This is a genomic window from Pararhizobium sp. LjRoot238 (genome assembly GCF_964252955.1).
GTDB lineage: Bacteria > Pseudomonadota > Alphaproteobacteria > Rhizobiales > Rhizobiaceae > Pararhizobium.
In genome coordinates this window covers 3434844-3459116 of sequence record NZ_CAXUPP020000001.1, presented here as the reverse complement: position 1 = coordinate 3459116, position 24273 = coordinate 3434844, and the positions used below count along the sequence as shown (strand labels likewise).

Below are 24273 nucleotides of genomic sequence, written 5' to 3'. Positions count from 1 at the left end.
GCGATAAAGTCGTTGCCACGGCTTTACCGCTGCTGTCGGGCGGCTTATGCACACCACAGCTTTTTCCATCGACCATTCCAAGGGGATGACGTGCGTCTTGCATGGGTTTTTCTGGCGCTCGCCATTACCACTGAAGTTATCGGCCTGACGGTGATGAAAGCAGCCTCCTCCGGCGGCGGCGCCTGGGGCTATGCGGTGATGTATGTCTCCATCGCCCTCTCCTATGTCTTCCTCGCCAAGGCAGTGAAGAAAATCTCGGTCGGCGTCGCCTACGCGATCTGGGAAGGGTCCGGCATTGCGCTGATCACGCTGGTTTCCGTCTTCGTCTTCAATCACGTGCTCAGCAATCAGGAGATGATCGGCCTGATGATGGCCGTCGGCGGCATCATTCTCGTCAATGCCGGCGAAGTCCACGAGGAAGAGGAACTGGAAGTGGCCGATGACCGCGTCTAACGTTTATTTCCTCTTCGCGGTGCTGGCAGGCGTGCTTGATGTCGCAGCCAACCTTGCTTCCACCAAGTCGAACGGGTTCGCCCGCCGCGGCTGGGGCGTCCTGTCGATCCTGCTTGTGCTCGCAGCGTTTGCCCTCTTGGTGGAAGCGGTCAAAGGCATGGAACTGGCGATCGCCTATGCCATCCTCGGCGCTACCGGGATTTTTGGCACGGCCATTTCCGCCCGCATCCTTTTCGGCCAGAAACTGAAACCGATCGGCTGGGCCGGGCTTGTCCTCGTCTTCGGCGCCGTGGTCGTGCTTCACACCGCCTGAGGGTCGCGCGCCATCGCTTCCGTGGTGCGACGCTGCGTCACAAGCGGTCGGTTTTTCCATCCGGTCGCCCTGTTCAACAGCCAGAAATAGAGCCCATAAGGCAGGAACTTGAGTAGTTTCACCATATAGGTGAAGCGCTTCGGAAAGGTGATTTCGAAACGGCTCGATTTCAGGCCAGCGGCAATACGATCGGCGGCCTCCTTCGCGCTCACCAAAGCCGGCATCGAGAATGTGTTCTTCGCACTCGACGCCGTATCGACAAAACCCGGATTGATGATCTGCAGGCGGATTCCGGCCTTGTCGAGGTCGAATTTCAGGCTCTCGGCCATGTTGATCAGTGCCGCCTTCGTCGCGCCATAGGCAGCGCTCGTCGGCAGGCCGCCGTAACCCGAAACGGAGGCGACGATGGCGATCTGCCCGTGGCCCCTTGCCTGCATGTGACGCACGGCCGGCAAGAGGCAGTTGACCGTCCCGTGCAGGTTCACCGCAAATGTCGTTTCGAAATCCTCGCGATGCATATCCTCGCCATGCACCGGGATATAGACGCCGGCATTGAGCACCGCGAGCGCCATCGCGCCGTGTTCATATTCGATGGCCGCGAGAACGCGCTCCATGTCCCGTGGATCTGTGACGTCGCCGTCCAGTACGATGATCTTTCCCGGACCCGGCGCTTCATGTTGAAGCTGCACCAGCTTTTCGTGGTCTCGGGCCGTGACCGCCACGTCGAAGCCGTCGCTTGCCAGATGCAGTGCCAAGGCGCGGCCGATGCCGGAGCTTGCTCCCGTGACCCAGGCCAAACCATGCTGCGGATGTGCGACAAAGTCGGTCATGGGTTTTCCTTTCGCTGCTCCACGCTGCTCCATCCCGAAATCCGGGATCACAAAACAATACGCATTGAAATGGAGTTTGTTCCCGCATTCGGGCCATTCGACGGCAATCAGCCGCGCAGCATCCAGTGCCGCGGAACCGTATCGCCTCACTACGGCGTGGGTCAAGAAACGGATCACCGGCTTTAGGAGCGATTTTTCAGCGGCGGGTCAATTTTTGCCCGGGGCGGCATCCAGATGAAACACTTTTTCTTGCTTCGCTCCGCGCTCCAGCTGAAAAGACGCTAAGATTCCGGTATGTTGGATTGTGAGGGCCAAAAACGGCTGATGCGGTTCGGACATGTCCTGTTAAAGTCATCATCCGCGTCAGGCGACCGCCTGATGCAGTACCCCGCAGCCAAGAGGTTCGCTCATGTCCGTTCTGCCATCCGTTCTCGATGCCATCGGCAATACGCCGCTGATCCGCCTCAAGGGCGCGTCCGAGGCAACCGGCTGCACCATTCTCGGCAAGGCCGAATTTCTCAATCCGGGCCAGTCGGTCAAGGACCGGGCGGCGCTGTCGATCATCCGCCAAGCGGAAAAATCAGGGCAATTGAAGCCGGGCGGCGTCATTGTCGAAGGCACTGCCGGCAACACCGGTATCGGCCTTGCGGTGGTCGCGCAGGCACTCGGTTATCGCACCGTCATCGTCATTCCGGAAACGCAGAGCCAGGAAAAGAAGGATGCCATCCGCTTGCTCGGTGCTGAACTCGTCGAAGTTCCCGCCGTGCCCTACAAGAACCCCAACAACTACGTGAAGCTCTCCGGCCGCCTTGCCGCCGAGCTCGCTAAGACCGAGCCGAACGGCGCGATCTGGGCAAACCAGTTCGACAATGTCGCCAATCGTGACGCGCATGTGGAGACGACTGCTCCCGAAATCTGGCGCGACACGGACGGCAAGGTCGATGGCTTCATCTGCGCGGTCGGTTCCGGCGGCACGCTTGCCGGCGTGGCGCTCGGCCTGAAGGCGAGGAACCCGAACGTCAAGATCGGCATCGCCGATCCGGAGGGTGCGGCACTCTACAACTATTATGCCAATGGCGAACTGAAGTCCTCAGGCGGCTCCATCACCGAAGGCATCGGCCAGGGCCGCATCACCGCCAACCTTGAAGGGTTCACGCCGGATTTCGCTTACCAGATTCCGGATACGGAAGCGGTTCCTCTGGTGTTCGATCTCATTGAAAAGGAAGGCATTTGCGTCGGTGGCTCCACCGGCATCAACATCGCAGGCGCGATCCGCCTGGCAAAAGATCTTGGTCCGGGACATACCATCGTGACGATCCTCTGCGACTATGGTAACCGCTATCAGTCGAAGCTGTTCAATCCGGCATTTCTGAAGTCCAAGGGCCTTCCCGTTCCGGCCTGGCTGACCAGGAATTCTGCGATAACGGTGCCATACGAACCCGCCGGATAAGAAACTCATGAGAACGACTGCCCTTTTTCGCGACGACTTCTATCTTTCGACCACAGAAGCGATCGTTACCGGACTAAGGGAAGACGGCGGCATCGAGCTCGATCAGACCTGCTTCTACGCGACGTCGGGCGGCCAGCCCGGCGACAACGGCTTTTTCGAACGCGCCGATGGCGGCCGCATCGACATCGCCACGACGCGCAATGGCGACACCAAGGACATCATCGTCCACGTCCCCGCCGCCGATCAGCCGGTTCCGCTGGTTGGCGAAAAGCTGGTGCTGCACATCGACTGGCCGCGCCGCTACAGGCTGATGCGCATGCACACGGCCTGCCATCTCCTGTCTGTCGTCTGTCAGTTTCCGATCACCGGCGCTGCCGTCGGCGAAGAGGAAAGCCGCGTCGATTTCGATATGAGCGAAACCATCGACAAGGACGAGGTGACATCAGCGCTGATGAAGCTGGTGAATGAGAACCACCCCGTTTACCTGCAGTGGATCACCGACGCCGACCTTGCCGCCAATCCCGACATCGTCAAGTCGAAGAACGTCCGCCCGCCGATCGGTCTCGGCCGGGTCAGCCTCGTCTGCATCGGCGAGAATTCCTTGGTCGACAGCCAGCCTTGCGGCGGCACGCACGTCTCCGAAACCCAGGAGGTCGGCGCCATCTTCATCGCCAAAATTGAGAAGAAGGGTAAGGAAAACCGCCGCTTTCGCATCCGGTTCGGCACGCCGGAAGCCGCGTCCACCCTTTGATCGGAGAATAGAGCAATGAGCGAACAGAAAAGCGCCTTCGTGGTTTCCGCCGATTGGCTGGAGCAGCGGCTGAACGATCCGACCGTCAAGATCGTCGATGCCTCCTGGTATCTGCCGGCGCAGAATCGCGATCCGAAGGCGGAATACGCCGAGGCGCATATTCCGGGTGCCGTGTTCTACGATCAGGACGCTATTGCGGACCTGACCAGCGGCCTGCCGCACACCATCCCCTCGCCCAACGCCTTCGCCGATGCGGTCGGCAAGCTCGGCATCAGCGAGACCGACACGATCGTCGTTTATGACGGTCCGGGCATTTTCACGGCGCCTCGCGCCTGGTGGCTGCTGCGCACCATGGGGGCCGGATCGGTCTTCGTGCTGGATGGCGGCATGGATGGCTGGAAGGCGGAGGGGCGCCCGTTATCGGCGGATGTCCCGGCGCCGGTTCCGGTCACGTTCCATCCCCGGTTCAAAGCCGAAGCGGTCACCTCCTTTGCCGAGATGATCGACATCGTCGCGACCGGCAAGCGCCAGATTGCCGATGCGCGCGGTGCCGCCCGCTTTACCGGCGATGAGGCCGAGCCAAGGCCCGGCATGCGCTCCGGTCACATGCCGGGTGCCAGCAGCCTTCCCTCCGGCGTCTTTTCCGCCGGCGGCAAGCTCAAATCGCTGGACGCTCTGCGGGAAACAATCGAATCTGCTGGCATCGATCTCGAAAAACCGGTCGTCACCACCTGCGGCTCGGGCATCACCGCGGCGATCATCACGCTCGCCTTGCAATCGTTGGGCCATACGGACAATAAGCTTTATGATGGCTCCTGGTCCGAGTGGGGCAGCCGGGCGGATACGCCGGTGGTGACGGGAAAAGAGTGATCGGAATGATCGAGGAAAAAGGTATCGAGCCGCTCGCGGTGCGCGTCACCGAGTTGGAAATGACGGCAGCGCCGAAGCAGAGCCTGCCCGTGCCGGTCAATATCCAGACCGCGATCATGCGTGTGCCGGAAATCCCGCTGCCGTTCTACCGCTTTCTCTATCTGCAGGTCGGGCGGCGCTGGAGCTGGGTTGATCGGCTGCGGCTGAGCGATGCGGAGTTGGCCGCTATTCTGCACGACAAGCGCAACTCGGTGACCGTTCTGTACGTCAATGGCGCACCGGCCGGATTCTTCGAACTCCTGCAGGTCGATGAGGACAATGTCGAACTCTCCCATTTCGGTATGTTCGAACGCGCGCTCGGCCTCGGGCTCGGAAAGTGGTTCCTGCTGCAGACGCTTTACGCCGCCTGGAATTCCAATCCGAAGGTCGTCCGTGTCTCGACCAACACGCTCGACCATCCTCGCGCGCTGCAACTCTACCAGCGCTTCGGCTTCTCTCCGGTTTCGACCCACGACGCCACGGTGCAGCCGCTGAGCGACGAAGAATTGCTGGCGCTCGCCCGTAGTCTCTGATCAAGCCGATTCGGCAAGAATCGGGTGTCGCGAGCGTCCAACGCATGGCATCTCCTCCTACCTGGAAAACAGGAGGAACCCCGATGATCCTGCGTTACAAGCCGATGCCAAGCGACCTCGCAGCTCGCTACCGCCGCCGCGAACCGGATGCGTACGGCCTGACACCCGAACTGCATGTCTCCGACGGCCAGGGCATGCCCTGCCGCCATTGTCTCGCCAACATCGATGCCGGCGATCCCTATCTCATCCTCGCCTATCGGCCCTTCCCGGCGCTGCAACCGTATGCGGAGACGGGACCGATCTTCCTGCATGCGCAGGAGTGTGAAGCCTATGCGGGCGGCGAGGCCGTTCCGCCGATACTGACGACGAGCAAGGACTATCTACTGCGCGGCTACAGCGCCGACGACCGTATCGTCTACGGCAGCGGCGCAGTCACGCCTGTGGATGATATCGATGCCCGCGCCAAAGAGCTGCTCGATCGTCCCGAGATCGCCTATGTGCATGTGCGCTCTGCCCGCAACAATTGTTACCAGTGCCGCATTGAGCGCGCATGAAAAACGGAGCCGGCTTTGCCGGCCCCGCCTTGTTCATGGTCGTCTATGCTCGTGATCAGGCGATCTTCAGCACGGCTTCCGGCGCGTGGTTTTCGTAACCGAGCGCCTCGGCAACTGCTTGGTTGGTGACGCGGCCCTTGTGAATGTTCAGGCCCGCACGCAGATGCCGGTCCTCGGCAATCGCCTTCAGGCCTCGGTCTGCAAGCTGCAGGCCATAGAACAAGGTGGCATTGTTCAATGCATGGGCCGAGGTGATAGGGACGGCGCCCGGCATGTTGGCGACGCAGTAATGCACGACGCCATCGACTTCGTAGGTCGGATCCGAGTGCGTGGTCGCATGCGAGGTCTCGAAGCAGCCGCCCTGGTCGATGGCGACATCGACGATAACGGCGCCCTTCTTCATGCCGGACAGCATTTCGCGGGTGACAAGTTTTGGCGCAGCCGCACCCGGAATGAGCACCGCGCCGATCACGAGGTCGGCCGAGAAGACCTCCTCTTCCAGCGCATCGATGGTCGAGAAGCGGGTGTGGACGCGGCCGGCGAAGAGATCGTCGAGCTGCCGCAGACGCGGAATGGAGCGATCGAGGATGCTGACGTCGGCCCCGAGCCCGACAGCCATGCGGGCCGCATGCAGACCAACGACCCCGCCGCCGATCACCGTGACCTTGGCCGGCAGCACGCCCGGCACGCCACCGAGCAGGATGCCGCGACCGCCATTGGCCTTCTGCAGCGAGGTCGCGCCAGCCTGGATTGCCAGGCGTCCGGCTACTTCCGACATGGGCGCCAGCAGTGGCAGCCCGCCGCGCTCGTCCGTAACCGTCTCATAGGCAATGGCCGTCACGCCGGAATTGAGCAGTCCCTTGGTCTGTTCCGGGTCCGGAGCGAGATGCAGATAGGTATAGAGAATCTGGCCGTCGCGAAGCTGCGCCCATTCCGTGGGCTGCGGTTCCTTGACCTTGACGATCATGTCGGATTTTTCAAAGACATCCTTGGCCGAAGCCACGATCTTGGCGCCCGCTGCGCGATAGGCATCGTCTTCCGCGCCAATCCCTGCGCCCGCCTTGGTTTCGATAATCACCTCGTGGCCATGCGCCACATATTCCCTTACCGATCCGGGTGTCAGGCCGACACGATATTCATGATTTTTGATTTCCTTCGGGCAACCGACACGCATCTCGCGTTCCTCTAATTTTCGGCTTTCGCCGTTGCGTTTTTTACCCCTCTAGGGAAACAGAAAGCCGACCGCATGTCCTTGCAAAGATTCCGATCATTAGTGTAATATTTCAAATGTTCTTGCGTAGATGCGGATAAATTCGAAGGAAATTCGACTAATGGCGATAGACGCAATTGATGCTGCGATCTTGAGGATTCTTCAGCAGAACGGACGGATCGCCAATGCCGAACTGGCGGAGAAGGTGGGGCTGTCCGCCTCCGCCTGCTCGCGCCGGGTCGATATCCTTGAGAAATCCGGTGTCATCAGCGGCTACCACGCGCGCCTGTCGCATAAGGCGCTCGACTACCGCATCATGGTGATCGTCCATATCTCGTTGTCGGGACAGTTCGCAAAGACGCTGACGGAATTCGAGGCGGCGGTGAAACTCTGCCCCAACGTGCTGGTCTGCTATCTGATGTCGGGTGAATACGACTATATCCTGCGCGTCGCCGCAAAGGATCTCGAAGACTATGAACGTATCCATCGGGACTGGCTGTCCGCGCTGCCGCATGTCGTCAAGATCAATTCCAGCTTCTCGCTGCGCGAGATCATCGACCGGCCGAATGTCGGCGTCTGACCGCGCCCGCTCTTCGAGACGTTAGGCAGAGTTGTTCCGAATGTCCTGACCTAGACCTGCCGGGAAACCGCGTCATCGGCGAACAGCGAGGGGCCGTGCTGGTCGATGATCTGATGCGCCTTGCGCAGGGTCGCGTCGACCACATCCGGTTCCGAGCTGAAAAGATCGGCCCGGATGAAGGTACGGACGCGGACAACGCCGTCGACTTCCCTTTCGATGGAACCGGCCAGCCGGAATTGCGCGCCTTCCCGCTTCGGCGTCGCCCGGATCAAGCAATCGCCATAGGTCTCCGTCTTGCCGGAAGGCGCAGCGGAATCCGCGTTGGAACCGCCAGAAAAACCGAACAATTTTGACAAGAACGAAGCCATGCGGAAGACTTATCATGGCAAACGAGGGTGTCAAAGGCTAAGTTTGAAACAGCCGGAGCATCTCGCCGGCTCGGGAGAAATGGGATGGCAACGGCTTTGCCGACATCATGACGAAACCTTTTGCGGCAGTTGCACCGATAGACGATATCGACACCCGGCTCGCCGTCGCCGAATCGGCATTTCCCGACATCAGGCCCGGCCTTGCGAAGGAAATCGTCTGGGCCGACCCGATCGCCAAGAGCCGTACAGCCCTTGCCGTCATCTATATCCATGGGTTTTCGGCCTCGAAGGGCGAGGTCCGCCCCCTGCCGGATCTCGTTGCGACGTCGCTCGGCGCCAATCTTTTCTACACCCGTCTTGCCGGGCATGGGCGCAGCGGCGATGCGATGGCCGAAGCCTCCGTCGCCGCGTGGAAAGGAGACATGACGGAGGCCCTCGGCATTGCCACGCAAATCGGCGAAAGAACGCTGATCATCGCGACGTCCACCGGCGCCTCGCTTGCCACCTGGGCGCTCTCGCAGCCCGGCTTGACCGGCCCTGTTGCCGGCGCCATTTTTCTCGCGCCGAATTTCAGGATCAAGGCCCGCGGAGCCGACCTGCTGACGGCGCCGTTCGCCCGCGCGAGTACCCGCCTCTTCCTTGGCCAGCGGCGCGGCTTTGTCCCGTTGAACGCGCTTCATGCCGCCTATTGGACGAGCGACTATCCGGTTTCCGCCCTGTTGCCGATGGCAGCCTTGGTCAAGGAGGTTTGCGGCCTGCTATTTGAGAAGATCGGCACGCCGGTTCTGTTCATCCAGTCGACAAAAGATCAGGTCGTCGATCCCCGTCAAACGGCACGCATTGCCAAGCGCTGGGGCGGGCCGGCCGCGCGGCTCGACCCGGGTGATATCGGCGATCCCTATGGTCACGTCATTGCGGGCGACGCCCTGTCACCGAAAACGACGGCAGCGATCGCCACAGACATCATAAAATGGTTCAGCAATATCCAGTAACAACAAAATATAACTGGATAAAACAAGATCGAATCAGATCACCAGATTAGCCAGAATCTCGTTATCGGTGATGTCCTGATACCGCAGCCCGGCGGCGTCGAAAGCGGCCTTCAGCCGGGGGAAATTCTCCGGATGCTTGGTTTCGATGCCGATCAGAATCGAGCCGAAATTGCGCGCCGATTTCTTCAGATATTCGAAGCGGGCGATATCGTCCTCCTCGCCGAGCAGGCCGAGGAAATCCTTGAGCGCGCCAGGGCGCTGCGCCATGCGCACGATGAAGTATTTTTTCAAGCCGGTATGCCGCATCGCCCGTTCCTTGACATCCGGCAGGCGCTCGAAATCGAAGTTCCCGCCGGAGACCACGGCAACGACGGTCTTGCCCTCGAGCCTGTCGCGCCCCAGCGCTTCCAGCGCCGTGATCGACAAGGCGCCGGCCGGTTCCAGCACCACGCCCTCGACATTGAGCATATCGGTGATCGTCACGCAGATGGCGTTCTCCGCCAGCAGCAGAACCTGGTCGGTGGAAAAACCCTTCAGCGCCGCGAAATTGAGATCGCCGATCCGCCCAACGGCTGCGCCGTCGACGAAATTGTCGACCTGGTCGAGCGTCACTACCGCGCCCGTCTCCAGGCTGCGCCGCAGGCTCGGGGCACCCTCGGGTTCGCAGAAGATAAACGATTCAGCGGCAACCACGCCCTTCAGATAGCCGGTCACCCCGGCCGAAAGGCCGCCACCGCCAACCGGCAGGATCACCAGATCGGCAATCGCGCCTTCTGGCAGTTGCTCGACGATTTCGGCCGCGACCGTCGCCTGCCCTTCGATGATGTCGGCATGATCGAAGGGCGGCACCATCACGCCGTCGATCTTTTCCACATGATCGCGTGCCGCCTGATAGCATTGGTCGAAGAAATCGCCGACGAGCCTGATGCTGATGAACTCGCCGCCGAATGTCAGCGTCTTGTCGATCTTCTGCTGCGGCGTCGTCACCGGCATGAAGACGACGCCCGGTACGCCGAAGTGCCGGCAAACGAAGGCGAACCCCTGGGCGTGGTTGCCGGCCGAAGCGCAGACGAAGGTTTTGCCCGTGCCGCCGGCCTCGATCACCTTGCGGAAGAAGTTGAACGCGCCCCGGATCTTGTAGGAGCGAACGGGCGAAAGGTCCTCGCGTTTCAGATAGATCGCCGCGCCGTAACGTGCGCTCAAATGCTCGTTGAGCTGCAACGGCGTTGCCGGGAACAGAGTGCGCAGTGCCTCGACGGCGTGATCAACGTCCTGCTTCATGGAATGCGGTCTTTCGCTTGGGTTCGTGTCACCTTGCCTATGCCACAACGTATGGCGCGAAACCACAGCTATTCGCATTTAAGTAGAGTTAAATAATCAGCTTTTAGAATGACCGCTTCTCCTTGACACCGGCCGGCAAATCCCGAGAATCCCGATGGATGCGGGATCTGGGGAGAAACAATGGGCACCATAAGGAGAACAGGCGGCGCGGCGTGGGCAGTGTGCGCGGCTATGATGCTGGCGGCAGCCCCCGGGCCGGCCGCCGCCGGTCAACTTGCAGACGCGGCCGCCAAGGCCGAGACGCTGGCGGCATCCGGAGATGCCATCGGCGCTCACGATGTCATGCGCACGGCAATCAGCGATTTTTCCGCAACACTACCCTTTTCCATCGGCAAGGCGGTGTTCGTCACCGCTGACCCGGCGGGTTACGCCATGTATGAGCCGAAGCCGGATCCGCAGTTCAAATCCGGAGAAGCGCTTGTTTCCTATGTTGAGCCCGTCGGGCTGAGCTGGAAGCCGGCAAGCGTGGCTGGCAAGCTCCAATCGCATTTCACCGTGGATCTGGACATCCTCAGCGCCTCCGGCGAAGTTCTCGCCAGCCAGAAGGCCTTTGGCGACTTCACCTTCACCGGCTTTTTCCGCAATCAGGAGATCTATGCGACGCTGACCACCGATGTCAGCGGCGCCGCGGCAGGCGACTATATCCTTCGGTTCCATTTCAACGATCTGAACAGCGGCAAGTCGGCGAGCATCGACCAGAAGTTCACCATCGCGGCGCCTCAAACACCGTGAAGAGAAAGCGCGTTACGCGCCTTTCTTCGCAGCTGCTATCTTTTCGATCATCACCCGCACATCCGCTTCCGCTGCATCAAGCAGCGCCTCGTCGCGGGCGCGGATGACGAGGTCGGTCGAAAACGACTTGCCGTCGAACTTCGGATAGGAGCCGATGCTCGTCATTGGATGAGCCTTCTGCACCTCCCCCAGCGGGCCGCCGATATCCCCCTCGCCAAAGGGTGAAAGCACCGAGCGCGACTTGACCTTGGTGCCGGTATCGAGTTGAGGCAGCAGCGCATCCAGCATGGCCTGGAAGACCTGTGGGACACCTGCCATGACATAAACGTTGCCGATGATGAAGCCCGGCGCCGTCGAAACCGGATTGGGGATATGCCGGGCGCCGTTCGGCATGCGCGCCATGCGCCGCCGCGCCTCGGTGAACTCCATGCCGCGCCGCTCATACATCGCGGCGAGCAGGCTCATCGCCTCCGGATCGTGGATGCATTCTACACCGAACGCCCGCGAAACCGCGTCGGCGGTGATGTCGTCATGGGTCGGGCCGATGCCGCCGGAGGTAAAGACATAGTCGTACTGACCCCGCAGGCCATTCAAGGCTGCGACGATCGCCGGTTCGTCGTCGGAGACGATACGCACTTCCTTGAGATCGATGCCGGCAATCGTCAGCATATCGGCGAGATGGCCTATATTCTTGTCCTTGGTCCGGCCGGACAGCAATTCGTCGCCAATGGCGAGCATGGCGGCAGTGACGATTTTTTCGCTGGTCATCGGCAAGTCCTGTGTGGATCGTTCATTCGAAAGTCGCGGCGGTCTATGAGCTTCTGTCGCCCCGTTTGGGTTCTGACGGCGGACCTCAAACTGATAAATCCGATGTCCAGCGGCAATCAAGCGGAATTGCCCACTGCCGGTATCTCAGGTCATCCAGTTGCGAAATTCCCAAATGACGCGGATTTCGTGGTACCCTGCCTTGCCCGGACGCAAAATAGGAAAACCTGCGACCCGCATTTCGGCTGTTGGAACGATTGCCCGCATGGGCTGTTCCTGTCCGGTCATGCTACCGCATAATTCCTTAAATCGGAATCGATTTAAGGGAAAATTATGCAGCAGATCAAAGTGTTACAGCGTCCTTTAAGCGTCTGAACAGACGCGCGGCGCTGTAGCGCCGCCAAGGCAATCGAATGCGTCGCGCTCCAGGGAGTGGGAAATGGCCAGAGTGATATATGCGATCGTTGAGCATGATGGCGGATGGGCCTACAAGCTTGCCGACGTCTTTTCCGAGACCTTCCCAAGCCGCGAGATGGCTTTGGAGGCGGCAAAGGCCGTAGCGGCCGAACAGCAGGTAGGCGGCGACGACGAGGAAATCAGCTTTCAGGATCCAAGCGGCCTCTGGCATTTCGAACACGCCGACGGCGGCGATCGTCCCGAAGCGATCGTCGAGGATAAGGATATCCGCTGAACTGGCGGCAACAAGCGCGACATCCAGAGGCACGCCGGAAAATTCAGGTACCCCTCTCCGGCGCCGAAGAGGGGTGTATTTTTTGGTGCTCAAAAATGCCGAGTTTCCCTCCCTCGGCATCGCGATTAAAGCTGCAATGGTCCGCCGCATCAACCGAAACCGCTGGTTAACCTTCACGCGTAGGGTTAACCACACCGCCGGTTGCCGACAAGCAGAAGGCTAATCCTCGGATTATCGGAAACCCCCGTTCATGGATCGTTGCAAGAGCCAAGATTAATATTCGATCAGTATAATTCAACTATAAGTAATCAATGATAACTACCATCAATTGCCGTTCCAAAAATACGCGCTATGCAGCGCCGAACATGGCGGAAAGCGGTTCAGACGGGATTTCCACGTCGAGCAATCCCGCCTGGCGGAACCACTGATTGACGCTTGCCTGCGCAGCCGCTTTTGCCTCATCCAGCGTATCGGCGGATTGGAAGTCGCAGCGGATCGTTCCGTTGCAGCCGGAAACCATCCATTTCCAGGTCGTTTGACCGTCATGCTGCAATATATAGGCCAACTGGTGCTGACCGAGCATACCGGCAAAGGAACGATTTCGGATCGGTTTCCATGTTAATGGGATTTCCTGCAACACCTCGACCACGCCCTCCATGTTTCCTGATGAATCCGAAATATAGGGCGCCTGCCGAACCGGCATAACCCTATCGTTTGAGGGGTTTTTCCGATTCCGGCATCACCGTTTGGCTGATCAGCCTTCGTCGCCGATGCCTTACGCAAGGTCTGATTGACCCGCCGAAGTTCTTTCCTGCAAGCCCGCGTTTGTGCACGCACGGTCCCCGGCGCGGTAACCGAGGCTTTTTTGAGGGAAAGCAGAAGAATTGAGAACGGGCGGCGAATAGCTGTTGCAAAACATAGGGGGAATGCCTGCAAAACATTTGCTTGACGAAATCAACCAAGTGTCTGAAAGGAAAAACACGCGGACGTGGCGAAACTGGTAGACGCAAGGGACTTAAAATCCCTCGGAGCAATCCGTACGGGTTCGACCCCCGTCGTCCGCACCACTTCCCGACCATAAGATGCCGCCATCAACCGGAGCTTCGCAATGTCACTTCCCGATAAAGCATTTCCCGTCTCCTGGGACCAGTTTCACCGCGATGCGCGTGCGCTCGCTTGGCGCCTTGCCGGCAATGGCGGCGAATGGAAGGCGATCGTCTGCATCACCCGCGGCGGGCTCGTTCCGGCGGCAATCGTCTGCCGCGAATTGAACATCCGCCTGATCGAAACAGTGTGCGTTGCGTCCTATCACGACTATGACGCGCAGGGTGAGATGTATGTGCTCAAGGGCATTTCGGAGGAACTGAAGGCCGATGGCGGGCAAGGCGTGCTGATCATCGACGACCTGACCGACACCGGCAAGACAGCCGCTGTGGTGCGGGCCATGCTGCCCAAGGCGCATTTCGCCGCCGTCTACGCCAAGCCGAAGGGCCGGCCACAGGTCGATACCTTCGTCACCGAGGTCAGCCAGGACACCTGGATCTATTTCCCCTGGGACATGGGCTTCACCTATCAGGAGCCGATTGCGAAAGGCTCGCGAGGCTGAGACAAGCGTGCATTTCGAGTCGTGATGTCCCGCGAATACATGGGCGCGGCGGCAGTTTATTTATAAGCGATGGCGAATGTTATCTAATTTTTGAGTGGTTTGGCCTGATAGATTGAACCATCCGGCGCGTAATTGCGCTGCGATGGCAGGAATCCGAAGCGCGGGCCGGTGCTTGCGCGCGATACGGATTGTCAGTGGGAGGACGAACCATCATACGCAGGGCGCTCGTTTTGGTCGCCGTTGGGACAAGCCTCTGGTCGTTGCCGATCATCGGGTTGGTGGCCGGCGACGTTCACATCGGACCGGTCACCGCCTATGTCGAGGCCAACGTCCGGCCATGGATAGAAGATCCCCTCGTCGTCGAAGCGCTGAAGGATCTCAATGAACGTCATGCGCATCTGACGCCGTCGGACATCGATCGCATGGATGCCGTCTGGCGTACCGAAGTTTCGGGCAATGTCCGGCCGCTGATCGATAAGGTGATGGGCAACCCGCTGTCGAAATTCCTCAAGGCCAAGCAGGCGGCCTCGGGCGGCGCCATCACCGAGATCTTCGTCATCGATGCCAAAGGCTTGAGCATCGGCGAAAGCGAGGTCAGTTCCGACTATTGGCAAGGCGACGAGCTGAAATGGCAAAGGACGTATCTTGCCGGCGCCGGCACGCTCTTCGTTGACAGGGCGGAGAAGGACGAATCGACGCAAATGCTGCAATCGCAGGCAAGTCTGACGGTGTCCGATCCGCAAACGCACCAGCCGATCGGCACGATCACCGTCGGTATCAATTTGGACGCTTTGTGACAGGCCAAACGGCTTCCCGAAGAGCGGTTTAGGATCGAAAACGAAACTGGGCCTTCAAGCTCAGCCGCTTCCCCGAATCAGTTTTCCCCGGCCCACAAGAGCGCCTGTTTGGCTATCGCGGATGATCGCTACGGTGAATTCTTACCCGCAAAATTTCGAAAATCTGCTTGCCTTTCGGGAAGCCGCTGGAGGCAAGCCGGCGAAGCGCCTGATTTTGCTGGATTTGGTTTCTGTCCCCGTTTTCCACAGGCGACACACACAACATCTGGTGTTCACAAATACGCCGCAAACCAGCCCTTGACGGAATCGGGTGTAATGCCGTTAATGGATTACACGTTGCGGCGTCAGCGGGACCGGACAAGTTACGAGGCCGGTTCATTTCAGAAAAAATCGTCTGTGTTCAGGCGACCCGGTGGATGATCCGCCGGTCGCGATGGTTATTTTTTGTGATCTCCCCTGACGCCAAATACGTCACAAAAAGCTGGCGTAAAGAAGTTGTTAATACTATATTTAGTGTTTGCAGCCAAAATCAGCACAAGATACAGGATAACCCGAGACGGGTTTCCCACATAGAGCGGAAAACGAAAGCTGGCTGCGCATCCCCCGTGCAGCCGGACGGGGACATTTTTGCCCAGTGCTTCGAAAGCCTTGGGCATGCGGCAAACAAAGGACAAGGGACAAATGCAGATCGAACGTCGTTTCACCAAGGCAGGTCAGTCAGCCTATGCCGAGATTGAGTTTCGCAAGGCCATCAGCGAGATCAAGAATCCGGATGGCTCGATCGTGTTTCGTTTGGCGGACATTGATGTGCCCGCGCAGTTCAGCCAGGTCGCGGCCGACATTCTGGCGCAAAAGTATTTCCGCAAGGCGGGCGTGCCGAAGCGCCTGAAAAAGGTCGAGGAAAATTCCGTTCCCTCCTGGCTGTGGCGCTCCGAAGCCGACGTGGCCGCGATGAAGGATCTGCCGAAGGACGAGCAATACGGTTCCGAAACCGACGCCCGCCAGGTTTTCGATCGCCTGGCCGGCACCTGGACCTATTGGGGCTGGAAGGGCGGCTATTTCGCCTCGGAAGACGATGCACTCGCCTTCCGCGATGAGCTTGCCTACATGCTCGCCACCCAGCGCGTCGCCCCGAACTCACCGCAATGGTTCAACACCGGCCTGCATTGGGCCTATGGCATCGACGGCCCCGGCCAGGGCCATTTCTATGTCGATCCCTTCACTGGCAAGCTCGTCAAGTCGAAGTCGTCCTACGAACATCCGCAACCGCATGCCTGCTTCATCCAGTCGGTCGGCGACGATCTCGTCAACGAAGGCGGCATCATGGATCTGTGGGTTCGCGAAGCCCGCCTGTTCAAATACGGCTCCGGCACCGGCTCGAACTTCTCCTATCTGCGCGGCGAAGGCGAAAAGCTCTCGGGCGGCGGCAAGTCCTCCGGCCTCATGTCGTTCCTGAAGATCGGCGACCGCGCTGCCGGCGCCATCAAGTCCGGAGGAACGACCAGAAGAGCAGCCAAGATGGTCGTCGTCGATATCGACCATCCGGATATCGAGGAATATATCAACTGGAAGGTCAAGGAAGAACAGAAGGTCGCCGCCCTCGTCACCGGCTCGAAGATCGTCGCCAGGCACCTGAAGGCGATCATGAAGGCCTGCGTCAATTGCTCTGGTGACAACGACGCCTGCTTCGACCCTGCCGAGAACCCTGCCCTGAAGCGCGAAATCCGCGCCGCCAAGAAGGACCTGGTTCCGGAAAACTACGTCCAGCGCGTCATTCAGTTCGCACGCCAAGGTTACAAGGACATCGAGTTCAAGACCTACGACACGGACTGGGATTCGGAAGCCTACCTCACGGTCTCCGGCCAGAACTCCAACAACTCCGTCTCGCTCAAGGACGATTTTTTGCGCGCTGTTGAAAACGACGGCGACTGGAACCTGACCGCCCGCAAGGACGGCAAGGTGATGAAGACGCTGAAGGCACGCGACCTGTGGGAATCGATCTCCTACGCCGCCTGGGCGTCGGCCGATCCAGGCCTGCACTTCAACACGACGATGAACGACTGGCACACCTGCCCGGCCGCCGGCCCGATCCGCGCGTCCAACCCGTGCTCGGAATATATGTTCCTCGACGACACGGCCTGCAACCTTGCCTCGCTGAACTTGCTTCAGTTCAAGGATGCCGCCACGAAAAACATCAACATCGCCGATTACGAGCATGCCGTGCGCCTGTGGACGCTGGTGCTCGAAATCTCGGTGATGATGGCGCAGTTCCCGTCGCGGGAAATCGCCGAGCTCTCCTATGAATACCGCACGCTCGGCCTCGGCTATGCCAATATCGGCGGCCTCTTGATGTCCTCGGGCATCCCCTATGATTCGAAGGAAGGCCGGGCGATCGCCGGAGCCCTCACCGCCATCATGACCGGCGTCTCCTATGCGACCTCGGCGGAAATCTCCGCCAAGCTCGGCCCCTTCCCGGGCTTCAAGCCGAACCGCGACAACATGCTGCGCGTCATGCGCAACCATCGCCGCGCCGCCTTCGGCGAAACCCAGGGCTATGAGAAGCTCTCGGTCGAGCCGGTCGCCCTCGTCCATGGCGATTGCCCGGATGCCGACCTGATCGTCCATGCCAAGGCGGCCTGGGACAAGGCCGTGGCACTCGGCGAGCAGCACGGCTACCGCAATGCCCAGGTCTCCGTCATCGCGCCGACCGGCACGATCGGCCTCGTCATGGATTGCGACACCACCGGCATCGAGCCCGATTTCGCCCTCGTCAAATTCAAGAAGCTCGCCGGCGGCGGCTACTTCAAGATCATCAACCGTGCGGTCCCCGAAGCGCTGCGCACGCTCGGCTATTCCGAAAGCCAGATCGCCGAGATCGAGGCCTATGCCGTCGGCCACGGCAACATCAACCAGGCGCCCGGCATCAACCCCGGTTCGCTGCGTGCCAAGGGCTTTACCGACGACAAGATCGAGGCGATCAACGCCGCTACCAAGGCTGCCTTCGACATCAAGTTCGTCTTCAACCAGTGGACGCTCGGCGCCGACTTCCTCAAGGGAGCGCTGAAGGTCTCCGACGAGCAACTCGCTGATATGAGCTTCAACCTGCTCGAGCACATCGGCTTCTCGAAGAAGGACATCGAGGCCGCCAACATCCATGTCTGCGGAGCGATGACGCTCGAAGGCGCGCCGTTCCTGAAGAACGAGCACCTGCCGGTCTTCGATTGCGCCAATCCCTGCGGCAAGATCGGCAAGCGTTACCTCTCGGTCGATAGCCATATCCGCATGATGGCCGCTGCCCAGCCGTTCATCTCGGGCGCGATCTCCAAGACGATCAACATGCCGAACGAGGCAACCGTCGAGGATTGCAAGGCCGCCTACATGCTCTCGTGGAAGCTGGCGTTGAAGGCCAACGCACTTTACCGCGATGGTTCCAAGCTCTCCCAGCCGCTCAACGCCTCGCTGATCGAGGACGAGGACGACGAGGACGCGATGGAGGACTTCATCCAGGCCCCGGCAGCCGCCCAGGCCGTCACGGTCACGGAAAAGATCATCGAGCGCGTGATCGAGCGGGTTACCCGCGAGCGTGAAAAGCTGCCGAACCGCCGCCAGGGCTATACCCAGAAGGCGGTCGTCGGTGGACACAAGGTCTATCTGCGCACCGGCGAATTCGGCGACGGCCGCCTCGGCGAGATTTTCATCGACATGCACAAGGAAGGCGCTGCCTTCCGTGCGATGATGAACAACTTCGCCATCGCGATTTCGCTTGGGCTTCAATACGGCGTGCCGCTGGAAGAATATGTGGAGGCCTTCACCTTCACCAAGTTCGAGCCGGCCGGCATGGTGCAGGGCAACGACGCGATCAAGAACGCCACGTCGATCCTCGACTACGTGTTCCGCGAACTCGCCGTCTCCTACCTCAACCGCCACGACCTCGCCCATGTCGATACGTCGGACTTCTCCAACACGGCGCTCGGCAAGGGCATCCAGGAAGGCAAGACCAACCTGATCTCCACCGGCTGGACCCGCGGCCACAAGCCGACCCTCGTCCAGGGCGGCCAGATCGACCGCACGTCCGGCGAACCAAAGGGTGCAGCCACCGCCGCCCCGGCAAAAGCCTCCGGCGGCACCAACGTCACGGCCTTCGCAGGCTCCGCCGCCCGCAAGCTCGAACCGGCAACATCCATCGCCACCTCCGAAATCGTCGCCTTCAAGCGCGACTACGAGGAACGCGCCGTCGAACTGGCCGAGGAAATCGCCGAAGAGGCCGAAAACGAAGTGACCGCCCTCTTCTCCGACAAGGCCGCCGCCGAAGCCGCAGCCGCCAAGTCGGACGCCAAGAAGCTGGAAGCCGAACGCCGCATGCGCTCGATCGCGCAAGGCTATACGGGCAACATGTGCTCGGAGTGCCAGAACTTCACGATGGTGCGGAACGGGACTTGCGAGAAGTGCGACACGTGTGGAAGTACAAGTGGGTGCAGCTGATATTGATGTCTGAGATGATATCTGAATCGGTCCCTAACAAATGTCACGGGACGATGGGTTAGGGCTCTGATTGCCCCCTAAGAAATGTCACAGGCGCCTTAAACGGCGTGAAAATGGGAAAAATCAGAAGGCCGCATTGAGAGATCCGGGTGTTATGCGCACAGTGATTTTGCCCAGGAGCATACAAAACCGACCAAAACACCTCTCTAGGTAGATCGGCAGCAACCGCAATCAAACGAGCAAAAGCTTCCGGGCATCCATAGCCCGGAAGTCACCAAATCGGCTCTGGCCGAGCGGCATGCAGACAGACAAATATCTTCAGTGAATACTGCGCCCGCCGGATTTCTGATGACCAATCGCAGAAGGAATGTGATCGATGTCGAAAAACAATAAGCAGACTTCCTCTGAAATCGCCGCAAAGGCGGCTGCAACTCTTGCAGATCCGAATGCGTCGGCGATTGCAAAGAGCTTGGCTGGCTCCGCTTTGGCGCAGGCTTCAACCGGCAGACAGACGGGAGCCGAGATGGAGGACAAGGCATCGCGTGTGCTGAAGAGTCCCAAGTACAGCGATGAGACCAAGGAACTCGCCGGGTCGGTCCTCGCGCAATCCAACAAGAACCGCTAGATCACTAAAGTTTTTCGGCCGGACTTCTCATTTCATTCGGACTGGCTCCCGGGAGTTGTTTGTCTCCGTGGCCCACCTCGCAGGTCGGGTTCCAGACTTTTTCTTCTTCGCAGCGACTGTTGCCGCACTTGGCGTTCCTCGTCGCCCTGTGTCGCGTCCAATCAAACACGACCCAGTGCTCATCTACACTGGACTTTCCGGAGAAGATGGGCACGTCGCCTCCACTGAGAAATCGAAGCTAGTTCTGGTCAAAATACCACTGAAACTGGCCAATCCGTAAGCCCGAAATGGCCATCGGCAACAGGACTGCTTACTTCGCAAAGAATGCCTTGGGGCGGGCTGACCTTCGGCCCAAGGATTTGATAAAGAAACCGATCGCGAGAGGGAGGCAGAACGACCGGAAGGAAATGATTTCCAGGAGGGCACAGCAGTAGCCGCCTTAAGCGAGGCGACTTCAGGAATTCAGCGGTTTATTCGTCCAAGCAGACTGCTTGAAAAGTACAGAGGGGAACAAACCAAGCCCAACTTCCGCGCTGTGGTTGCTCCGAAGGAGATACGGAATGCCTGAGGGGTCCGGTGCGCAGCATGGATCCTCGGGGCAAGCCCGAGGATGACACCCTTTCTTGGGCAAGCTTCCAAATAGACAACCTGCCATCGCAGGCTTATCGCTTGTCGACAGCCTCTCCCTCCCCAAGGTCGTCATCCTCGGGCTTGACCCGAGGATCCATTCCCAAGCCTACCAAAAGCTTACCATCCGGGCGATGCGCGTGCTTGGATCCTCGGGTCAAGCCCGAGGATGACACCCCTTCTTGGGCAAGCTTCCAAATAAACAACCTGCCATCGCAGGCTTATCGCTTGTCGACAGCCCTTCCGCCCCACCGTCATCCTCGTCCTCGGGTTTAACCCGAGGATCAACCCGGGGATCCATTCCCAAGCCGCGGGCAGTCGCCTTTTCAAACAGAATCGAGCCCGCCGCAGGCCGCCCGATCCCCTACGGGTCCGCCAAAACGGGGATATTGCTTTGCCGCAAGGGCGCGGCGCCCCTACCTCTCCCCCAGTGGGAGAGGACACAAAATCAACATCTTAGCCAAAGGCTGGGTGTTAGATTTTGTTGGTGAGGGGATCTCCGCCACCCTCAACATCCCCGCCCCCCAAAACCTCCCCTACACTACCCCCCGTCCCGCCCTCGGATACACTGCCAGCCGTGGCAGCCAGGCGGGGCCGGCGCCGGGTTCGGGGAAAGGACGGAAGTCCCCGAGGCCGGGGTTCGCAAGAAGGTTCCCCTCCGCAGGCCGATGCTGCTGCTGCGGGCGTGCAAGGGCACAGAGGGCCGAAAGGCCGTAGCGGAACGAGTTTGCGGGCAGAAACCGCCGAACGGGGCGCTGAGAGGTGTCACATTTTTATACTACCTAACGCGGCAGCTTTCAGCGCCCCGTCCGACATCAGCCAGACCACGGGCGCAACCTGCCGCGTGAAGGATCGGTCATGGCCGCAAGACGTCCCGCCCCACCGGCCAGCCACCGCCCGCGATCTCGATCCAGTACCTCTCCGGATCCCGCACATGGGCCTGCCGGAAACCGTCCCGTCGGACCCCGATCTGCCCGACTTGTCCCGGCAGTCGTAAAACGTCACGCCCCTCGCCACGATATCCGCGTTCGTCACTACGCTTGCCTGCTCCAAATGCGGGTTCGAATCTCCTACCCGCAGCATCCGTGCTGCTGTTGGATCGGCGGGCACTTCACTGAACCGAACGAGCAAAACACGCAGCAGTCCCCAGGATTGGGGCGCAGCAGCGTCTTGCAGTTGAGACACTCGTAGAAGAACTGGCAGGCGTCCGTGGGCATGGTTTCCAGCTTGGCGAAGCCGCAATGTGGGCAGGTCAGAACGGATTCGAGAACGACAGCGCTCATCGCGGTATCACTTTCTGCGCGTCGCGCGCCGGGAAGGAATTTTCTGAACTCTCAACATCCATCGTTTGCGTGTCAGCCGATACGAGCGAGCATCGGCACATTCTCCAGGAGCCAGAAGGAGAAGGCCGACATCGTGCCGGTGATCATGGCGATCCCCATCGCGACCATCACCCCGCCTGCGCCGATCTGCAGCGTTCGCCCCAGCCGGCGCACGGTTTTCAGCCGCTGTATAAGGCGATCGGCAAAAGCCGCGGACAGCAGGAACGGAACGCCCAGGCCGAGCGAATAGACCGCCAACAGGGAGATGCCTGCCGACGCCGTCGACGACAGCGCGCTGATGGTCAGGATCGCGCCGAGCACTGGTCCGATGCATGGGGTCCAGCCGAAGCCAAAAGCCAGTCCCAGCAGAAAAGCACCGAGCGGCCGGCCGCCGCGGATGCTGCCGTGGAAGCGCACGTCGCGGTCGAACCAGGGCATGCGGACGAGACCGGTCATGAACACGCCAAGCAGGATGACGATCGCGCCGCCAATCAGGGTCGCCTCGTATCGATAGAACAGAAGAAGCCTGCTGAAGGCCGTGGCGGTCGCGCCGAGCGCCACGAACACGGTCGAGAAGCCAAGCACGAAACAAAGGCTGAGCAACAGCGTCGCCAGGCGGCCACCGCCAACATCCCCTTGCCGGCCGAGCGCATTGCCCGAAACATACGAGATATAGCCCGGCACAAGCGGCAGCACGCAGGGGGACAGGAACGAGATCAGTCCCGCCGAAAAGGCGGTGATCAGGCCGATATTGGAGATCGCCGACATCGACACCCTAGCTCCCGCGTGCCGATGCGATCAACCGCTTCATCGCGCCGGCATCGGCGAGACCCCGCAGAATTTCCTTGCCCGCGATGAAGGTCGGTGTGCCCGAGATGCGCAATGCCTGTGCAAGTGCGATATTGCGCCTGATGGCCTCATCGATCGCAGGATCTTCCATATCCTTCTTCAATCGCTCCACATCAAGTCCGACCCGTGCTGCGACTTCCAGGCTGGAAGTCTCGGTGATACGACCCCCGTAGGTCATCATCGCCTTGTGGAAGGCAAGATATTTGCCCTGCCTCTGGCTTGCGAGCGCTGCGCGGGCAGCGAAGACCGAACCGGGGCCGAGGATGGGATATTCCTTGAAGACGAGCCGCAGCCCTTTGTCGGCTTGCTCGAGGCTGTCGAGCACCGGCGTCGCCCGGCGGCAGTACGGGCAGTTGTAGTCGAAGAATTCCACAAGGGTGGTATCGCCTGCAGGGTTGGCTCCGACCGGTGAATTTGGATCGTTGAAGATCTCATCGTGGCGCTGCGCGAGGACGGCAGTCAGTTCGTTCTCTTCCGCGTCCTGTCGACGGGCTTCCATGCCGTTCACGGATTCGACGATCACCTCGGGATTGGCGAGGAGATACGAGCGCAGTTGGCGTTCGAGACCGGTGGTGTCGCCAAGGGGCGCAAGGACTCCTGCAGCAAACAGCAACGCCAGGACAGAAAGAACCGCCGAGATCCCGGCAAGCGCGAAGGAGCCGAACACCCAAAATTTCAGGCTACGCGCCGGCTTCGCGGGCTGGGGCAACCGCCCCGTGTCGGCCGCATCCCCGGCTGCTTGTGCAGTGTCGGAGTGAAACCCGGACGAGCCGGATGTCGAATTGTTAGGCACGTCGGGTATCATCAGAATGCTCCTTTGAGCTTGTCCCAGAAACTCGGCTGCTGATGCCCGTGAGGCTTCTGGGTCCGGTTGATGAGCGCGTTGACGAAGACGACCAGATTGACCGGCTCGAACTTCATGCCATGAAACCGGGCGCGAAGACGGCCGTCCTGGTCGATCACGTGGGTGACGATCCCGTGCATCTGCATGCCGTCGTCGCCCTCCGTGAACTTGAGCCCATAGGCTTCGGCGATCTTGCGGGTGCTGTCCTCGGGCTGACCAGGAGCGGCCGTCGCGAAGACCCAGTTCACGGGATCAAGACCATGCGCCTGGCCGTAATCGCTGAGGACCGGCCCCGTGTCGCGCTTCGGGTCCGTCGTGATGGTGACGAACTCGACCATTGTCTTCATCGGCGACTGGTTGACCATCTTTTGAAGTTCAGCGATCCGCTCGGCATGAAGGGGACAAACGTCCGGGCAGTTCGTGTAGATGAAATTCAGCACCACGACCTTGCCGCGCAGGCCTGAGAGGCTGACAGTGCGGCCTTGCGCGTCCTGCAATGTGAAACCCGGCGCTTCGCTGTCGACGGCCTGGAAATACTTCTCTCTGTCGCGGAGATCCTGATCGACCTCATCGAGCGAGTGCGCCAGGACTGGTGCGATCAAGGCCATCAACATGATCACAAGCGCCGCCAACTGCAGGACACGCATGG

General features: G+C 60.1%; 26 protein-coding genes and 1 tRNA gene. 16 read left to right on the top strand and 11 right to left on the bottom strand.

Going from position 1 to position 24273, the window contains the following annotated elements; genetic code table 11:
- The first annotated feature begins 90 nt into the window (after positions 1–90).
- Positions 91–453 carry an SMR family transporter gene (locus tag ACSQ3F_RS16815; RefSeq protein ID WP_436101273.1) on the top strand — a complete coding sequence of 121 codons (363 nt, stop codon included), beginning with the start codon at positions 91–93 and terminating at the stop codon, positions 451–453.
- Complete coding sequence (locus ACSQ3F_RS16810) at positions 440–766, top strand: SMR family transporter (RefSeq protein WP_436101272.1); 327 nt, start codon at positions 440–442, stop codon at positions 764–766. The genes ACSQ3F_RS16815 and ACSQ3F_RS16810 overlap by 14 nt, the downstream gene beginning before the upstream one ends.
- Here the strand turns inward: ACSQ3F_RS16810 and ACSQ3F_RS16805 are convergent.
- Positions 754–1596, bottom strand: coding sequence for an SDR family NAD(P)-dependent oxidoreductase (locus ACSQ3F_RS16805; RefSeq protein ID WP_436101271.1), 843 nt, complete (start codon positions 1594–1596; stop codon positions 754–756). The genes ACSQ3F_RS16810 and ACSQ3F_RS16805 overlap by 13 nt on opposite strands.
- A gap of 409 nt (positions 1597–2005) precedes the next feature.
- On the opposite strand from ACSQ3F_RS16805, the gene ACSQ3F_RS16800 reads away from it, so the two are divergent.
- The 5 genes from ACSQ3F_RS16800 (at position 2006) to ACSQ3F_RS16780 (ending at position 5793) form a co-directional block, all read left to right on the top strand.
- Complete coding sequence (locus ACSQ3F_RS16800) at positions 2006–3046, top strand: cysteine synthase A (RefSeq protein WP_436101270.1); 1041 nt, start codon at positions 2006–2008, stop codon at positions 3044–3046.
- Between the two features lie 7 nt (positions 3047–3053).
- Entirely contained in the window at positions 3054–3797 is a 744-nt protein-coding gene (locus ACSQ3F_RS16795; RefSeq protein ID WP_436101269.1) for an alanyl-tRNA editing protein, read from the top strand.
- 15 nt (positions 3798–3812) lie between these two features.
- Positions 3813–4667, top strand: a complete 855-nt coding sequence (gene sseA / locus ACSQ3F_RS16790) for a 3-mercaptopyruvate sulfurtransferase (protein WP_436101268.1) — start codon at positions 3813–3815, stop codon at positions 4665–4667.
- Between the two features lie 5 nt (positions 4668–4672).
- Complete coding sequence (locus ACSQ3F_RS16785) at positions 4673–5239, top strand: GNAT family N-acetyltransferase (protein ID WP_436101267.1); 567 nt, start codon at positions 4673–4675, stop codon at positions 5237–5239.
- A gap of 83 nt (positions 5240–5322) precedes the next feature.
- A complete protein-coding gene (locus ACSQ3F_RS16780) occupies positions 5323–5793 on the top strand; it encodes a DUF1203 domain-containing protein (protein ID WP_436101266.1) in 471 nt (156 codons plus the stop codon).
- 55 nt (positions 5794–5848) lie between these two features.
- Here ACSQ3F_RS16780 and ald read toward each other — a convergent pair whose 3' ends face one another.
- Positions 5849–6967: an alanine dehydrogenase gene (gene ald / locus ACSQ3F_RS16775; protein WP_436101265.1), complete on the bottom strand. Its 1119-nt coding sequence runs from the start codon at positions 6965–6967 to the stop codon at positions 5849–5851.
- 157 nt (positions 6968–7124) lie between these two features.
- Here ald and ACSQ3F_RS16770 point away from each other — a divergent pair, with 157 nt between their 5' ends.
- On the top strand, positions 7125–7583 hold the full coding sequence (locus tag ACSQ3F_RS16770) for an Lrp/AsnC family transcriptional regulator (RefSeq protein WP_037130332.1): 459 nt from the start codon (positions 7125–7127) through the stop codon (positions 7581–7583).
- 50 nt (positions 7584–7633) lie between these two features.
- Here ACSQ3F_RS16770 and ACSQ3F_RS16765 read toward each other — a convergent pair whose 3' ends face one another.
- Entirely contained in the window at positions 7634–7951 is a 318-nt protein-coding gene (locus ACSQ3F_RS16765) for an HlyU family transcriptional regulator (protein WP_436101264.1), read from the bottom strand.
- Between the two features lie 107 nt (positions 7952–8058).
- On the opposite strand from ACSQ3F_RS16765, the gene ACSQ3F_RS16760 reads away from it, so the two are divergent.
- The gene (locus ACSQ3F_RS16760; RefSeq protein ID WP_436101263.1) at positions 8059–8943 is read left to right on the top strand and encodes an alpha/beta hydrolase; all 885 of its coding nucleotides are present in this window, start codon (positions 8059–8061) and stop codon (positions 8941–8943) included.
- A gap of 33 nt (positions 8944–8976) precedes the next feature.
- Here ACSQ3F_RS16760 and ilvA read toward each other — a convergent pair whose 3' ends face one another.
- The gene (ilvA, locus tag ACSQ3F_RS16755) at positions 8977–10224 is read right to left on the bottom strand and encodes a threonine ammonia-lyase (protein WP_436101262.1); all 1248 of its coding nucleotides are present in this window, start codon (positions 10222–10224) and stop codon (positions 8977–8979) included.
- A 231-nt stretch (positions 10225–10455) separates the two neighbouring features.
- Between ilvA and ACSQ3F_RS16750 the strand changes: the two genes are divergently transcribed.
- Positions 10456–11016 carry a hypothetical protein gene (locus tag ACSQ3F_RS16750; protein WP_436102174.1) on the top strand — a complete coding sequence of 187 codons (561 nt, stop codon included), beginning with the start codon at positions 10456–10458 and terminating at the stop codon, positions 11014–11016.
- A gap of 12 nt (positions 11017–11028) precedes the next feature.
- Here ACSQ3F_RS16750 and ACSQ3F_RS16745 read toward each other — a convergent pair whose 3' ends face one another.
- Positions 11029–11784 carry a competence/damage-inducible protein A gene (locus tag ACSQ3F_RS16745; RefSeq protein WP_436101261.1) on the bottom strand — a complete coding sequence of 252 codons (756 nt, stop codon included), beginning with the start codon at positions 11782–11784 and terminating at the stop codon, positions 11029–11031.
- A gap of 144 nt (positions 11785–11928) precedes the next feature.
- Entirely contained in the window at positions 11929–12069 is a 141-nt protein-coding gene (locus ACSQ3F_RS16740; protein ID WP_436101260.1) for a hypothetical protein, read from the bottom strand.
- A 151-nt stretch (positions 12070–12220) separates the two neighbouring features.
- On the opposite strand from ACSQ3F_RS16740, the gene ACSQ3F_RS16735 reads away from it, so the two are divergent.
- Positions 12221–12472 (top strand): DUF2188 domain-containing protein, encoded by a 252-nt coding sequence (locus ACSQ3F_RS16735; RefSeq protein WP_436101259.1) that lies wholly within the window; start codon positions 12221–12223, stop codon positions 12470–12472.
- A 349-nt stretch (positions 12473–12821) separates the two neighbouring features.
- Here the strand turns inward: ACSQ3F_RS16735 and ACSQ3F_RS16730 are convergent, their stop codons facing one another.
- Entirely contained in the window at positions 12822–13130 is a 309-nt protein-coding gene (locus ACSQ3F_RS16730) for a hypothetical protein (RefSeq protein WP_436101258.1), read from the bottom strand.
- Positions 13131–13454: 324 nt separating this feature from the next.
- Here ACSQ3F_RS16730 and ACSQ3F_RS16725 point away from each other — a divergent pair.
- The 5 genes from ACSQ3F_RS16725 (at position 13455) to ACSQ3F_RS16705 (ending at position 19982) form a co-directional block, all read left to right on the top strand.
- Positions 13455–13539: transfer RNA gene (locus tag ACSQ3F_RS16725), tRNA-Leu, on the top strand.
- A 41-nt stretch (positions 13540–13580) separates the two neighbouring features.
- Positions 13581–14078 carry a xanthine phosphoribosyltransferase gene (gpt, locus tag ACSQ3F_RS16720; RefSeq protein WP_037160083.1) on the top strand — a complete coding sequence of 166 codons (498 nt, stop codon included), beginning with the start codon at positions 13581–13583 and terminating at the stop codon, positions 14076–14078.
- 194 nt (positions 14079–14272) lie between these two features.
- On the top strand, positions 14273–14875 hold the full coding sequence (locus tag ACSQ3F_RS16715; protein WP_436101257.1) for a hypothetical protein: 603 nt from the start codon (positions 14273–14275) through the stop codon (positions 14873–14875).
- A 681-nt stretch (positions 14876–15556) separates the two neighbouring features.
- Positions 15557–19357: a vitamin B12-dependent ribonucleotide reductase gene (locus tag ACSQ3F_RS16710; RefSeq protein ID WP_436101256.1), complete on the top strand. Its 3801-nt coding sequence runs from the start codon at positions 15557–15559 to the stop codon at positions 19355–19357.
- 376 nt (positions 19358–19733) lie between these two features.
- Complete coding sequence (locus tag ACSQ3F_RS16705; protein WP_436101255.1) at positions 19734–19982, top strand: hypothetical protein; 249 nt, start codon at positions 19734–19736, stop codon at positions 19980–19982.
- 1697 nt (positions 19983–21679) lie between these two features.
- Here the strand turns inward: ACSQ3F_RS16705 and ACSQ3F_RS16700 are convergent.
- From ACSQ3F_RS16700 to ACSQ3F_RS16685, 4 genes are all read right to left on the bottom strand, one after another.
- On the bottom strand, positions 21680–21892 hold the full coding sequence (locus tag ACSQ3F_RS16700) for a GDCCVxC domain-containing (seleno)protein (RefSeq protein WP_436101254.1): 213 nt from the start codon (positions 21890–21892) through the stop codon (positions 21680–21682).
- Between the two features lie 72 nt (positions 21893–21964).
- The gene (locus ACSQ3F_RS16695; protein ID WP_436101253.1) at positions 21965–22699 is read right to left on the bottom strand and encodes a cytochrome c biogenesis CcdA family protein; all 735 of its coding nucleotides are present in this window, start codon (positions 22697–22699) and stop codon (positions 21965–21967) included.
- Positions 22700–22706: 7 nt separating this feature from the next.
- Positions 22707–23585 carry a DsbA family protein gene (locus ACSQ3F_RS16690; protein ID WP_436101252.1) on the bottom strand — a complete coding sequence of 293 codons (879 nt, stop codon included), beginning with the start codon at positions 23583–23585 and terminating at the stop codon, positions 22707–22709.
- Complete coding sequence (locus ACSQ3F_RS16685) at positions 23585–24271, bottom strand: SCO family protein (protein WP_436101251.1); 687 nt, start codon at positions 24269–24271, stop codon at positions 23585–23587. Before ACSQ3F_RS16685 ends, ACSQ3F_RS16690 begins: the two co-directional genes overlap by 1 nt.
- Between the last annotated feature and the right edge of the window lie 2 nt (positions 24272–24273).